We start from the raw sequence: 15,586 nt of genomic DNA, 5'->3' as shown, positions 1-15,586 counted from the left end.
TGGCATGACTAAGCTGTATTTAACTATATCAACAATTACTTTCGACAGATTGAAGGCTTTATTACTGATTATCAGCAGGTTTTTACAGGTAAAATACACCGATTAGGGCAACTGTTCAAACATTGGCACCTGCTAAATAAAAACGAAAAAAGTGTATAGTACCACTCTTAAAAAGTGTAGTCTATTCCTGACTTTTGTGCTATTTAGGTTAAATTCTGATTAAAACACCCAACATTTAACAGCACCGAAACCTTGCCAAAACAAAAAAAGAGCGGCATAGCCGCTCTTTTTAACATTTAAATTACTTTATTAATTAATGATCATGTTTAGGATCATGCTTGTAATTCTTTTCCAGCTCTTCCAGTTTTTCTTTACCGTATGCAAATTTGGTAATGATGTAATACAGCACCGGCACTATAAATATAGCCAGCGATGTTGCGGTAAGCATCCCGCCAAATACTGTCCAGCCGATGGTTTTCCTGGCTTCGGCACCTGCACCTGATGCTATCATAAGCGGCACAACACCCAATATAAAGGCCATCGAGGTCATGATGATTGGCCTTAAACGCAGCCTTACGGCTTCCAGCGTGGCTTTTTCGAGGTTCATACCGGCATCCACACGTTCCTTGGCAAATTCCACTATCAAAATAGCGTTCTTCGCCGCCAAACCTATCAACGTTATCAAACCAATTTGTGCGTAAACGTTGTTGGTTAAATCGGGCCAGAAGCTCAGGAACAGAATAGCCCCGAACGCCCCAAGCGGTACCGCCAGCAATACCGAGAACGGCACCGACCAGCTTTCATACAACGCGGCCAAAAACAAGAACACAAAGCCTATTGAAAGGGCGAAAATGTAAATGGTTTTTGAGCCCGACAATAATTCCTCACGACTTAAGCCCGAAAACTCGTACCCAAAACCCTGCGGCAGTGATTTTGCTGCTACCTCTTTCAAAGCGGTTATTGCGTCGCCGCTACTGTAGCCCGGTTTGGTACTACCGTTTATTTCGGCCGAGCGGAACAGGTTATAATGCGCAATAAGCGGCGAGTTTTCAATTACCTTGTAGGAGGTAAGCGTACTCAACGGCACCATAGTACCAAACTGGTTACGCACAAAATACTGCCCTATATTGGTGATATTACTCCGGAACGAGGTATCGGCCTGGGCCACTACCCTAAAGTTTCGACCGTAGATGGTAAAGTCGTTAATATAGGTACTACCCATGTAGGTTTGCAGCGCACTGTTAATATCTGCTATGGATACACCCAGTTTCTTGGCCTTCTCCCTATCAATAGTAAGCTGATATGCAGGTGTACTTGCGGTAAAGAAGGTAAAAGCCCTTGCAATTTCGGGGCGTTTGTTAATTGCTCCCACAAAGTTGCGCAGCGTTTTTTCAAATACCTTGATATCGCCGCCTGCTTCTTTTTCTTCTAATATGAAAGAGAAACCACCGGTGCTACCCAAACCCGGTATAGCAGGCGGTTGAATAACAATTACGTTGGCCTCTTTAAACCTGGCTAATTTTGCATTTAACTTACCCACGAGGGCGGTTATCTGCTGCGATTTTTCTTTACGCTCGTCCCAGGGTTTAAGCTGCACAAACATGGTTGCACTATTGGCCTTACTTGCAAAGCTGATGGCATTTAAACCACCCAATGCCGCGTAATGCGCAATCTCGGGTACGCTGTCCAGTGTTTTCATCATCTGGTGCAGCACATCAACAGTACGTACGGTTGATGATGCTTCGGGAAGGTCATAGGTGATATACACACGACCATCATCCTCCAGCGGAATAAAGCCAGATGGTTTTCTGCCGAATAAGATAATGGTACCCGCTATGATACAAACCAGTATAATAACTATGTATTTTGAATTCTTGATCCCTTTATCAACCGTATTACGGTATCTGCCGGTTATCCTGGTAAACCACTCATTAAACTTAAAGAAGAACTTATTAAGCCCCGTTGATTTTTCATCAATCTTATGCGGACGAAGCAAAATGGTACACAAAGCAGGCGTTAATGAAAGCGCCACAAAGGCCGAGATCAATACCGAGATAGCTATGGTGATCGCAAACTGCTGGTAAAGCCGGCCTACTATACCCGGCACAAAACCTACCGGTACAAACACCGCCGCCAAAATTAAGGCGATGGCAATTACCGGGGCCGAGATATCGTTCATGGCATGCTGTGTAGCATCCTTAGGGCTCATGCCCTCTTCATCCATATAATGCTGAACGGCTTCCACCACCACAATGGCATCATCCACCACAATACCTATCGCCAGTACAAAACCAAACAGTGTAAGTGTGTTAATGGTAAAGTGCAGCGGTATAAAAAATATGAACGTACCTATAATGGATACAGGAATAGCCAATACCGGGATAAGGGTTGAACGCCAGTTTTGCAGAAACAGGAACACTACAATAATAACCAGTATTAAGGCTATCACCAGTGTTTCTACCACCTCGCTAACAGATACCTTTACTACGGTTACGGCTTCAAAAGGCACTACATAATCAATATCGGCAGGGAAGCTTTTCTTAAGCTCATCCATAGTGGCGTAAACATTCTCGGCAGTTTCAAGCGAGTTACTGTTTGGTGCCTGGTAAACCAGCAGGTATGATGCCCTTTTACCATCAACAAATGAATTACCGGAATAGTTGAACTTACCCAGTTCAATACGGGCAACATCTTTCAAATGCACAATAGCGCCGGTGCTTGGTACGGTTTTAATAATTACGTTACCAAATTCCTCGGGCTTGCTTAAACGGCCTTTTACCAGTACAGAGTACTCAAAAGTTTGTGCTGTTTGTTGCGGCGTAGCACCAACGGTACCGGGGGCTACCTGCGCATTTTGCTCGGCCAGGGCCGCGGTAACATCACCGGCAGACATACCTAACGACGCCAGTTTATCCGGGTTAAGCCAGATACGCATACTAAAGTCATCGGCACGGGTTACCACATCACCCACGCCTTTGGTACGCAGTATCGCATCCTTAATAAATACGTTGGTGTAGTTATCTGTAAAGGTTACATCATGGCTGCCCTTTGGCGAAAACATGGCAACCAGCATTAAAATACTTGGGTTACGTTTACGTACCACCATACCCAAACGCTGTACTTCCTGCGGTAAGGTAGGCAGTGCAATCCCCACACGGTTTTGCACATCAAGGGCGGCTATATTAATATCTGTACCAACATCAAAGTTAACGGTCATACTCATTTGGCCGTTGCTGCTGCTGTTACTTTGCAAATAGGTCATGCCGGGTACACCGTTCACCTGTACCTCTACAGGGGTGGCCACCGTTTGCTCAACCGTTAGTGCATCGGCACCCGTATAGGTACCCGTAACAGATACTGTTGGCGGCGTAATATCCGGGTACTGCCCTATTGGTAAACTGGTCATTGACAAAATACCAACAATAACTATCACTACTGAGATAACTATGGCGGTAACCGGTCGTTTTATAAAAGTATCTGCGATCATTCTTTCTGTATATTAAGTTTTGCAGGGGACTTAACCCCTGCCACTCGCTTAAATCTCTCTCTTATTTAATAGTATTACTTTTTAGGGGCAGCTCCTGCCGGCGGGGCACCTGAACCTAATGTGATGCGGCCGCCATCGCGCAAACGCTGGAAACCATCGGTCACCACCTTGTCGCCGGCCTTAATACCATCCATTACTACAATACTGGTGTTAACGCGTGGGCCAAGCTTCACTTTAGTTTGTTTAGCAATCGTATCCTGCCTGTCTTTTACAGTTTTATCGGCTGCTGTATCCTTAACGGTGGTATCCCTTGTTACGAAAACAAAAAATTCGCCCATTTGCTCGGTTACGGCTTTATTAGGAATTTGCACCCTGCTGCCAGATTGATCATTAAGGACCTGTAAAACGCAGCTCATACCATCTTTAAGTACATCCTGCTCATTAGGAAACTGGATCCTTACTTTGATACTTCCTGTTCCGCTGCTTACACCGCGATCAACAGCTAATACCTTACCGGCCTTGTTATAAGTGCTGCCATCAGGCAGTTGCAGTTTAAAGGTAGTATCGGTACTGGCTTTTTGCAGTGCATAAAAACGGTTAATGTCCTGCTCGTTTATAACTACATCCACACCAATCGGGTGCTCGGCAGATATGGTATTCATAAGCGTAGTACCGGCAGTTACCTGTGTACCCAGCCTCACCTGCGAGATCCCTATCCGGCCAGTGAACGGCGCGGTAATGGTAGCAAAGGAAAGATCGGTACGGGCCGATTCAACACCCGCTTTGGCAACCGCCACGGCGCTTTTGCTGGTTTCATATGCCGCTGTTGCCTGATCCACCGTTTGGCGGGCAATCGCATCGTTCTTTAACAGCATATTATAACGGTCAACATCTTTTTGGGCCTTTACCAGGTTAGCCTGTGCGCTTAATACATTGGCTTGCGCCTGCTGATAGGCGGCTACGTATTTACGCTTATCAATTTCGTAAAGCACTTTTCCCTTTTGCACAACATCACCCTCTTTAAAAAATATGCCTGTTACAAAACCCGGCACCTGGCTGCGCAGTTCAACCGTGTTTATGGAAACTACTACGCCCTGGTAACTGTCGTAATAAGCCGCATCGGCTACTTTTGCCTGTGCAATGCTAACCGGGGTTGGCGGTGCGGGGGCATTTTGTTTTTGAGACTTACCACATGATGCCCATGTTAATAATGCCGCGGGGGCTACCCAATATATATATCTGTTCTTCATTATAGTGATTTGTTCGTTTATGTTTATTTGGAGTGATGTTGCTGTTTGTTACTATATATTATAAGGTGTTCTTACTGCATTACAACCGGTAATGTACCCAATGCCCGTTGCAGATCTATCCTGCTGGACAGCAGCTGAAACAGCGAGTTATAATAGTTAAGCTCGGCCGTGCGCAGGTCAGATTGTGCTATGATAACATCCAGATAGGTTTTAACACCTTCGCGGTATTGCAGGCTTACTACTTTATATACATCTTTTGCCAGATCAACATTTTCGCGAATGAGCTGGTAAGTAGTGTAATTGCTTTTATAGCTTGCTAAGGCTTGTACGTATTCGGTGTTGATGCTGTTTTGTGTATTTTGAATATCGAGGTCAATACGTTCAACCTGTAACCTGGCCTTGCTTAAATTTTGCAGGCGGCGCGTACCCTGAAATATAGGTAAGCTAAGTGTGATACCCGCGTAACCCGTTGGATATGATTTATCATACAGATTTGAAAAATCATGACTAAAAAAAGCCGCGTTATAACTACCTACTGCCGATATAGATGGCAAAAATCCGTACTTATAATAATTAACGTTGATGTTGCGCAGCACTTTATTGGTTTGCAGCAAACGGTATTCAATACGATTATTTACATCAAGCCTTTGGTTGGTATCAATATAAGCCTCCTGCTCGTACCGGGTAGAATCGTAAGACAACTCCAGCGGTTTTGATCCATCAACCCCCATTATTTGTTTTAGGTAGGCAGTTTTAGCTTTTATCGCTTCTTCGGTTTGTTTACGCGCCGCTATTGAATTATTAAGGGCTATAGTAGCCTGTTTATAATCTGTTTTATCAGATACGCCCGCCTGGTATTTATTAAAGGCATCTTTTAAACTGCGCTGTAAACGGGTAATATCCTCGTTGGTAATGTTCAACTGTTTTTGCGACAGCAGCACATCAAAAAAGGCCTTGCTCACGTCTGATACTACATCTATCTGAACGCTCTGCGTATTTTCCTTGTAATACTGGCGCGAGTATTTTGAAGTTTTTGAGGCCAGCAGTACATCATTATTATATAACACCTGCGATGCCGTTAACCCCAGGGTAGACAGGTTACGAATACTGCCCGCACCTGACGGAATGTTGGCGCCAGATGCACCTGCCTGGGGCGTACCTTTAAAATAATAATTGTACAGACCCGATGAATTAAGCTGTGGCAGCCATGATGAAAGCCCTATTTTAATGTCGCGCTCGTTGATCTGTTCATCAAGCGAGGCCTGCCTTGCAGCGGGCTGATTCCGCAGCGCATACTCCACGGCTTGTTTAAGCGTGATGGGACCGCCAAGGCTGTCAACCCCTGTTTGCGCCCAAATTGGCGAATGTAAAATTAATGTTAAGCCGACTACAATAAGAACGGAGAGGTACCTTTGTTTTTTCATACGGAGATATAAGATGTCAGTGATATCCAACTCAAGTTACAAAAAAGTAACGCAATAGTTTGAGTTGATTTGCACCGGGGGAGTGCGAATATGTGATTAATATAAGCAAATAGAAATCAACCACAAGAATTTTACGTAAATTTTATATAAACCCGACAAAAAGCGGTGTTTTTAGGGTTTTTACAAAAAAATGAAAAATTGTGATGCGAAATAAATAAAAAAATTAATTAATTTGCCGAGTGAATAATGTTGGCTACTCATTGATTTAAGTACCTAATAAGCATTTTTAAAAAAAATTTACGTTCACCATATAAGTTTTATGCTTATTCATGGTATTTTTACAAAAAATTTAAGCAGAGTTAATACATGGTTAAAAAACTACATGGGAAGATCGCCGAGTTCCAGGTCGCAAATATGCTACGGGAAAAGGGATTGTATCCTTATTTCAGGCCGATTGAGTCTGCTCAGGACACTGAAGTATTAATAGATGGTAAAAGAGTGTTGATGTTTGGGTCTAATTCATATTTAGGCTTAACTAATCACCCTAAGATCAAAGAGGCTTCAAAAAAGGCTATTGACAAATACGGCACAGGATGTGCCGGGTCACGATTTTTAAATGGTACACTTGATATACACATTGAGTTAGAGAACAGACTTGCCGAATATGTTGGCAAGGAGGCTGCCGTTTTATTCAGCACTGGTTACCAGGTAAACCTTGGTGTACTTTCATGCATAACAGGTCGTAATGATTATCTTATTTTAGATGAGTATGATCATGCCTGTATCATTGATGGCAGCAGGCTTTCGTTTTCGAAAGTATTGAAATATGCCCACAATGACATGGATGACCTGCAGCGCAAACTGGCCCTGTTGCCAGAAGAAGCTGTAAAAGTTATTGCTGTTGATGGTATCTTTAGCATGGAAGGTGATATTGTTAAACTGCCGCAGATTGTTGAGCTGGCAGACCAATATGGTGCAAACATCATGATTGATGACGCGCACAGTCTTGGTGTAATTGGTAACAAAGGTGCAGGTACTGCCTCGCACTTTGGCCTTACAGATGATGTTGACCTTATTATGGGTACCTTCAGTAAATCGCTGGCATCTTTAGGTGGTTTTATTGCTGCCGATAAGGATACGGTTGATTACATTAAACATCGCGGCCGCTCACTAATGTTTAGCGCCAGCATGACGCCGGGCTCTGTAGCCAGCGTACTTTCTGCCTTGGAGATCATGGAATCTGAACCCGAAAGGATGCAGAAACTTTGGGATAACACCCACTACGCCATGAAACTTTTACTTGACGAAGGTTTTGACCTTGGCCCTACCGAAAGCCCGATATTGCCTATTTATGTACGTGATAACGAAAAAACATTCCTGGTAACCAAACAACTGCAGGCTGCAGGTATATTTGTAAACCCGGTTGTTTCTCCGGCTGTACCTTCAGATTCATCTTTACTGCGTTTCTCACTAATGGCCACACACACCTTCGAACAAATTGACGAAGCTGTTGATAAATTGGCTAAAGTATTTAAAGAAGTAGGTGTTACTTCTATTAAAGAAAAAATTTAAATAAGCAGAAAGCCTAAAGCGGAAAGCTTAAAGCAGCCATACTTTGGCTTTCTGCTTTAAGCTTTCCGCTTTTTGCTCAAACAGCTACTACTCATGATAAAAATTGTAACAGTTAATTCTAAAAAAGAATTGGCTTCATTTATTGATTTTCCGCATGATTTGTATGACGGCGACCCAAACTACGTTCCCGAACTTTTTATAGCCCAGCGAGATCTGTTAACAAAGCACCCATTTCATAAACACAACACGGTACAACCGTTTTTAGCCTATGATGGTGATAAGGTTGTTGGTCGTATTGCCGCTATCCTTAACAACGCACACAACACCTATAATAAGGTTAACGACGGTTTCTTTGGTTTTTTTGATTGCATTAATGATCCGGCAGTATCGGCATTGTTATTTGAAACCGCTACCAACTGGCTTAAGCAAAAAGGTGTAACAGGTAAATTACTGGGCCCGGTAAACTTTAGCACCAACGAGCCATGCGGCCTGTTAGTGAAAGGATTTGATAGCGCCCCGTTTTTAATGGATACCTATAATGCCCCATACTACGAGCAACTTGTTGAAGCCGCAGGGCTTACCAAGGATATCGACCTGATTGCCTGGCATTGGGACGGGCAGGCTTATGACGATAAATCCGTAAGGCTGTTAAAATCATTGGAGGAGCGGTTGAAGCGCAACAATATTGTTATCCGTAAAATAAACCTTAAAAACTTTAAGGAAGAAGCCGCCAAGCTGCGCGAGGTTTACAACTCGGCCTGGGACAGTAACACCGGCTTTGTACCTTTAACCGATGAGGAATTCGACTACCTGGCCAAGGATCTTAAACTCATCCTGGACCCTGACTTTGCACTGGTTGCCGAGCAGGATGGGAAAATTGTAGCTTTCGGCCTGGCATTGCCCAATTACAACGAGATCTTCCAGAAAATAAAACGCGGCAGGCTATTGCCAACCGGTATATTCAAATTACTTTTCGGCAAAAAGAGTATCACCAGCATCCGCATATATGCGCTGGGCGTTATTGACGGTTACCGTAAAATGGGTATCGAAGCCTGCTTATACGGTACCATCATCAGAGAATACAAAGCCAAAGGATTTAAACACGCCGAAGCCGGCTGGACTTTGGAAAACAACGATATGGTGAACAGGGCCATCGAAGCCATCAAAGGCGATCCATATAAAACATACAGGTTATACCAACGGGCAATATGAGGGAGCGGGTTTTAATAACCGGTGCAAGCGGCTTTGCTGGCTATCATTTAATTGAAGAAGCTTTACACAACAACCTGGAGGTTTATGCGGCCATACGTAAAAACAGCAAGGTAGAACACCTTAAGCAACTGAACATTACCTTCATAACACTCGATTATAAGAACCCTGCCGAGTTAAAAGATCAACTCATTGATCTTAACCCCGATTATATCATCCACGCGGCTGGTATAGTATCTGCACGGTCGCAGGCCGAGTATAATTATGTGAATGCTACGCATACCCGTAACCTGGCTTCGGCGGCGGTTTGGGAAGGCAGCAAATTAAAAAAGTTTGTGCTTATCAGCAGCCTCGCAGCTATTGGTCCGCTTGAAACGTTAACCGGATTAATAAACGAAAATACCAGGCCTCACCCTGTAACCGCCTACGGTCGCAGTAAATTACTGGCCGAAGAACAGTTAAGGACAGTTGAAAATTTAAATTATACCATATTGCGCCCCACGGCTATATATGGCCCTCGTGATACCGGCATCTTTATATTTTTTAAACAGCTGGCAAAAAACGGTATCGAACCCTATATTGGCGATGCACAGCAAAAGCTAAGCTTTATATATGTAAAAGATGTGGCAAAAGCGGCTATAAAGGCGCTGCATAGCACTAATAACGAGGCTTATAACCTTAGCGACGGCAACTTTTACAGCAGGTACGAACTGGGCGATTTAACCAAAGAAATTTTAGGCCTCAAAACCATCAAGTTTCATTTGCCTGTAATATTTGTAAAAATAATAGCATCGGTAGCAGAAAAAGTTAGTTCTTTGAGCAACAAAGCAGCGGTACTAAATACCGAGAAGCTAAATGAGCTGATGGCCGTAAACTGGTCATGCGATATTGAAAAAGCAAAAGCCGAACTTGGTTTTTATCCGTCATATAACCTTAAAGCCGGATTAACCGAAACATTAAAATGGTACAAAGCCAATAAATGGCTTTAATCACCGTTTAAACAACAAAAAATTTAATTAATTAAACAGCGATAAGAGCACAAAAATAAAAAGTTACGAAAACGATTAAGTAAATTGTAAATCAAATACTTAGCTATTTTCAACACTAAAATATTTAACAATAAAAATTTAACCAAACACAACAACCGGTGCTAACACTAATAACGGTAATAGCCCAATATTTAAACAATAAACAAATACAATGAAAGTCAACATTACTCCTGCTGAAGGTAAACTGGGTATATTGATACCGGGTTTAGGCGCAGTAGCCACCACACTAATTGCCGGCGTTGAAGCTGTAAAAAAAGGCATCTCGCAGCCAATAGGCTCATTAACTCAAATGGGTCACATCCGTTTAGGAAAAAGAACCGAAAACCGTCATCCATTGGTTAAGGACTTTGTTCCTTTGGCAAACTTAAATGACATTGTTTTTGGTGGCTGGGACGTTTTTTCAGATAACGTTTATGAATCAGCATCAAACGCACAGGTGTTAGAGCCATCTTTACTAAACGCTGTTAAAGCCGAATTGGAAGCTATTGTGCCAATGAAAGCAGCTTTTGATAAAAACTACGCAAAAAACCTTACTGGTACACACGTAAAAACAGGTACCCGTTACGAGCTGGCCCAGCAGGTAATGGAAGACATTAAAAACTTTAAAGAAAGTAATGGTCTTGACCGCGTTGTATTGGTATGGTGCGGATCAACAGAAATATATTACGAAGCATCGGCTATTCACCAAACACTGGCTGCTTTTGAGCAGGCTTTGCTTGATGATGATAAATTGATTGCGCCAAGCATGATATACGCTTACGCGGCTTTAAAATTAGGTGTACCGTTTTCAAATGGCGCGCCTAACTTAACAGTTGATATCCCGGCATTGATCGAGCTGGCTAAATTAACCAAAACCCCAATTGCAGGTAAAGATTTTAAAACCGGGCAAACCTTAATGAAAACCATTTTGGCACCAGGTTTAGCTGCACGTTCATTGGGCGTACACGGCTGGTTCTCAACCAACATTTTGGGTAACCGCGATGGTTTGGTACTTGATGATCCGGATAACTTTAAAACAAAAGAAGTATCAAAATTAGGCGTGCTTGAAGATATCTTTAAGCCAGAAGATAACCCGGAATTGTACGGTAACATTTACCACAAGATTCGTATTAACTACTACCCGCCGCATGGCGATAACAAAGAAAGCTGGGATAACATCGACATTTTTGGCTGGTTAGGCTACAAAATGCAAATCAAGATCAACTTCCTTTGCCGCGACTCTATCCTGGCTGCTCCTATCGCTTTGGATTTAGCCATCTTTAGTGACTTAGCTAAAAGATCGGGCATGAGCGGTATCCAGGAGTGGTTATCATTCTACCTTAAATCGCCGCAAACTGCCGAAGGTTTACATCCTGAGAATGACATCTTTAAACAACTTATTAAGTTAGAAAATACCCTACGCTACCTAATGGGCGAAGATTTGATCACCCACCTTGGACTTGACTATTACGAAGAGGCTTTTGCCGAAGTGTAAAGCACGTTTCAAACACAATTAAACAACAAGCCGTATGTGGGTAACCATATACGGCTTGTTGTTTTTAGGGGAGTTTCTAATTTTTCGTAGAGACGCATAATTGCGTCTCCCGCATGCAGATCAGATATGCAAATTTGCCCTGCCTGGTTGGAGACGCAATTATGCGTCTCTACAGAAAAATATTAAAAGGTTAATTATTGTTAAATATTAAACCCACTCCACTCCTGCTTATAACCCGCTTTTCGCTAACAAATGCCCTATTTAATAATACTGCCTGCATTTACATCTAAAATACAAAGCCTTACGTATTTAGTTAGCTAAATGATAATAAAAGCCGGCATAATATTTACAAGCCGCAACCGTTTGCACAATAATATAATTTGAACGTAATATAATTTTAACAGCCCTGTTTTATACTCAACGCGCACAACATTTGACTTTTTGACCACATTAGTCTGTAAGGATTTTTTCTACCTTTGAAGCGCATTTACGAGTTAATAATAGGGTTACGGCAGGTGCAATGTGCTTTTAGGTGTTTAAACACCGGCACAATTAAGGATGATACTAAATAAACCGGGGCAAAACAGTAACAATTGTTTAATATTAACCGGTAATTAAAACATCAATTTTAACAACAGCAGTTTATGGTAAATAGCTATAATCATCAACCCAAAAAGTTTGTATTTGCATAATTGCATTAAAGTACATGGATTTTAAAAAGTTTTATAAAAGTTTATTTTTCTCAATATTCTTTTTTTCTGTTACCTCGCTATTTGCACAAACTACCGTAGTTACCGGTACGGTTACTGATGCAACAAACAAGCAAACCCTACCTTACGTTGTTGTTGCATTTACAGGCACTACCAATGGCGTACCTACCGATAACGACGGTAAATACCGCTTGGTTACCAACAATCCTAATTACAAACAAATCAAAATATCATTCCTGGGTTATAAGGATGCTTTTTTAACGGTTATACCGGGTAAAGAGCAGGTGATAAACGTTAAGCTTTTCCCGGCATCAACACAACTCAACGAGGTTGTGGTAAAATCGGGCAAAAAGCCAAAATATCGTAATAAAGATAACCCGGCTGTTGAGCTTATTCGTAAGGTTATAGAAAATAAAGAGAAGAACCGTCCCGAGGCTTATGATTATGTAGAATATCGCGAATACGATAAAATGATGTTCTCGTTAAGTAACGTATCGGCCAAATTCTCCGACAGAAAATTTTTCAGGAAATATAAATTCATCCTCGATAACCGCGATAGTTCGCTTATCCCCGGTAAATCATTATTGCCGCTTTACCTTGATGAAAAACTCATCCAAACCTATTACCGCAAAAACCCCGAGAAAACCAGGGAAACCGTATTAGGCCAAAAAGGTGTAAACTTTGGCGGTTCTATTGATAACGAGGGTGTTACCCAGTACTTTAAACACCTTTACAGCAAGGTTAATATTTACGATAACAACATATTCCTGATAACCAGCCAGTTCCTTAGCCCGATATCAGACAATTCACCAAACTATTACAAGTTTTTCATCAGCGACACCGTTACCGATGCCAATAATAAAAAACTGGTTGAGCTGAGCTTTACCCCCCGCAATACCAATGATGTACTGTTTGAAGGTAAAATATACATTACGCTTGATGGTAACTACGCTGTTGAAAAAGCTACGCTATCTGTAAATAAAAACATCAACATTAACTTTATACGCTCGATACGGGTTGACCTGGAGTTTGAACAAAACCCCGATGGCCGTTACCACCTGAGCCGCAGCAATACCCTGGCCGACTTTGGCGCATCTAAAAAAGATGCCAAGAGCGGGTTGTTTGGTATGCGCACCATAACGTATAAAAATTACATAGTTAACAAGCCGCATCCAGATACCACATATTCCGCCCCTACCGAGTTTGAACTATCTGACGAGGTAAAGCACCGCAGCGACGCTTTCTGGAACCAAAACCGTTTGGATACACTGTCAACAGCCGAATCGAAAGTTTATAAAAATGTAGATAGCTTAAGGAACATGCCTTCGTTTAAGCGTACTATGGATATTGCTACCCTGTTGCTTGCCGGTTACAAAGGCTTTGGCTGGTTTGAAATGGGCCCTGCAAGTACCTTTTACAGCTTTAACCCTGTTGAAGGTTTAAGATTGAGGCTGGGTGGGCGTACCACTGCAGAACTCAGCAAGCGCTATTATTTTGAAACCTATGCGGCCTACGGCTTTAAGGACGAACGTGCCAAATATTTTTTAAGCGCCACTTACTCGCTTAACAATAAATCGGTATACCGCTTTCCGCAGGACTATTTCAGGATCAGCTATCAGCACGATACTAAAATACCGGGGCAGAGCCTGCAGTTTGTACAGGAAGATAATTTCTTGCTGTCGTTTAAACGCGGTGTGAGCGATAAATACCTGTATGATGATTTTTACAGGTTGGATTATGTGCATGAACTGGCCAATCACCTTTCATTTGCCGGAGGGTTCAAAAAATGGACGCAGGAACCTGCCGGATCATTATATTTCAATAATATAGTGAACGGCTTGCCAAACTCCATACACACCCTTACCACTACCGAACTTACAGGAAGCATCCGTTATGCACCGCATGAGGAGTTTTACCAGGGTAAGCTTTACCGCGTACCTATCCCAAACAAATATCCGCAGCTTGAGCTTGATTTTGCAGCGGGCGTTAAAAACTTTTTTGGCGGCGAATACAATTACCAAAGGCTGGATGCCCGTATAGATAAACGTTTATACGAATCGCAGTTGGGCTATGCAGATATCAATGTATCGGCAGGTAAACTGTTTGGTCAGGTTCCGTTTCCTTTGTTAACCATTCACCAGGCCAACCAAACTTATGCGTATGATTTAAATGCGTATAACCTTATGAACTTCCTGGAGTTTACCAGCGATCATTACGAAAGCATCAGAATAGATCAGCACTTTATGGGTTTTATATTCAACAAAATACCGTTGTTTAAAAAATTAAAATGGCGAGAGGTTGCATCTATCAAAGCATTATACGGCGGCGTTACCGATAAAAACAATCCGTCGCTTCATCCGTCATTATACCAATTTCCGGTTGATGCCAACGGACAACAGATCACTTACGCACTTGGTAAAACACCGTACGTAGAGGGTAGTGTTGGTATCGAAAATATTTTTAAATTTATACGAATTGATTTTGTGAAACGATTTAACTACTTAGACCACCCTGATGTTGCAAGCTGGGGCTTCCGTACAAGGGTTAAATTTGATTTTTAATTTTGCAGATTAGCGATATTACAGTAACATGGAGCAGCAAACCACAACCACACCTACCTCGTTAAGAACCAGCCTTCAGCTGGGCATTTACAAGGTAATTGATCCTTTTGTAAAGGTGATGATAAAAATTGGCCTAACCCCAAACGCGGTTACCTCAATTGGCTTTGTACTTAATGTTGGCGTAGCAGCCATATTTATTTTAGGTGCTGAAGTTGGCGCGCGCGGCGATCTGAGCTATATAGGCTGGGCCGGCGGTCTTATTTTATTTGCCGGTTTGTTTGATATGCTTGATGGGCAGGTTGCCCGTTTGGGTAACATGAAATCAACCTTTGGCGCGCTGTATGATTCGGTACTTGACCGCTACAGCGAACTGATCATGTTTTTAGGCATTTGCTATTACCTGGTTGCCCATCATTATTTTATGAGCTCGATAGCCGCCTTTGTGGCGCTTATTGGTTCCATGATGGTAAGCTATGTAAGGGCCCGTGCAGAAGGCCTGGGTGTTGAAGTTAAAGGCGGACTTATGCAACGCCCCGAGCGTGTGGTTACCATTGGCTTGTGTGCTGCGCTGTGTGGTATTGTTGCACAATACCTTGGCGGTAACTATAAATTGTTTGTACCGGGCATTAAGTTTCACATATTTGAAACAATATCCATTTTTACCATACCAATTGTGCTACTGGCCGTGCTTACCAATATAACCGCTTTTAACAGGTTAAGGGAAGCTAAAAAAGCACTAATGAAACTGGAAGAAGAATCTGAGGTGTGAGGTGTGAGGTGTGAGGTGTGAGGTGTGAGGTGTGAGGTGTGAGGTGTGAGGTGTGAGGTGTGAGGTGTGAGGTGTGAGGTG

General features: G+C 42.5%; 9 protein-coding genes. 6 read left to right on the top strand and 3 right to left on the bottom strand.

What is annotated here, in order from left to right; genetic code table 11:
- Nucleotides 1–313 precede the first annotated feature (313 nt).
- The 3 genes from BLS59_RS22250 to BLS59_RS22240 all read right to left on the bottom strand — a co-directional run bounded on the left by BLS59_RS22250 (nt 314) and on the right by BLS59_RS22240 (nt 6,161).
- On the bottom strand, nt 314–3,487 hold the full coding sequence (locus BLS59_RS22250) for an efflux RND transporter permease subunit (protein ID WP_091152730.1): 3,174 nt from the start codon (nt 3,485–3,487) through the stop codon (nt 314–316).
- Between the two features lie 74 nt (nt 3,488–3,561).
- A complete protein-coding gene (locus tag BLS59_RS22245) occupies nt 3,562–4,737 on the bottom strand; it encodes an efflux RND transporter periplasmic adaptor subunit (protein WP_091152728.1) in 1,176 nt (391 codons plus the stop codon).
- 71 nt (nt 4,738–4,808) lie between these two features.
- Entirely contained in the window at nt 4,809–6,161 is a 1,353-nt protein-coding gene (locus tag BLS59_RS22240; protein WP_091152726.1) for a TolC family protein, read from the bottom strand.
- A gap of 366 nt (nt 6,162–6,527) precedes the next feature.
- Here BLS59_RS22240 and spt point away from each other — a divergent pair, with 366 nt between their 5' ends.
- The 6 genes from spt (at nt 6,528) to BLS59_RS22210 (ending at nt 15,505) form a co-directional block, all read left to right on the top strand.
- Nucleotides 6,528–7,733, top strand: coding sequence for a serine palmitoyltransferase (gene spt / locus BLS59_RS22235; protein ID WP_091152724.1), 1,206 nt, complete (start codon nt 6,528–6,530; stop codon nt 7,731–7,733).
- A gap of 93 nt (nt 7,734–7,826) precedes the next feature.
- Nucleotides 7,827–8,945, top strand: a complete 1,119-nt coding sequence (locus BLS59_RS22230) for a GNAT family N-acetyltransferase (protein WP_091152722.1) — start codon at nt 7,827–7,829, stop codon at nt 8,943–8,945.
- On the top strand, nt 8,942–9,931 hold the full coding sequence (locus BLS59_RS22225; RefSeq protein ID WP_091152720.1) for an NAD-dependent epimerase/dehydratase family protein: 990 nt from the start codon (nt 8,942–8,944) through the stop codon (nt 9,929–9,931). Before BLS59_RS22230 ends, BLS59_RS22225 begins: the two co-directional genes overlap by 4 nt.
- A 211-nt stretch (nt 9,932–10,142) precedes the next feature.
- On the top strand, nt 10,143–11,465 hold the full coding sequence (locus tag BLS59_RS22220) for an inositol-3-phosphate synthase (protein ID WP_091152718.1): 1,323 nt from the start codon (nt 10,143–10,145) through the stop codon (nt 11,463–11,465).
- A 706-nt stretch (nt 11,466–12,171) separates the two neighbouring features.
- A complete protein-coding gene (locus BLS59_RS22215) occupies nt 12,172–14,736 on the top strand; it encodes a DUF5686 and carboxypeptidase-like regulatory domain-containing protein (RefSeq protein WP_091152716.1) in 2,565 nt (854 codons plus the stop codon).
- 28 nt (nt 14,737–14,764) lie between these two features.
- Nucleotides 14,765–15,505, top strand: coding sequence for a CDP-alcohol phosphatidyltransferase family protein (locus BLS59_RS22210; protein WP_091152714.1), 741 nt, complete (start codon nt 14,765–14,767; stop codon nt 15,503–15,505).
- Nucleotides 15,506–15,586: the final 81 nt, after the last annotated feature.

This window comes from Mucilaginibacter pineti (genome assembly GCF_900101875.1).
Taxonomy (GTDB): Bacteria; Bacteroidota; Bacteroidia; order Sphingobacteriales; family Sphingobacteriaceae; genus Mucilaginibacter; species Mucilaginibacter pineti.
The sequence above is the reverse complement of the archived record's forward strand: the minus strand, read 5'-3'. Positions and strand labels throughout refer to the sequence as shown.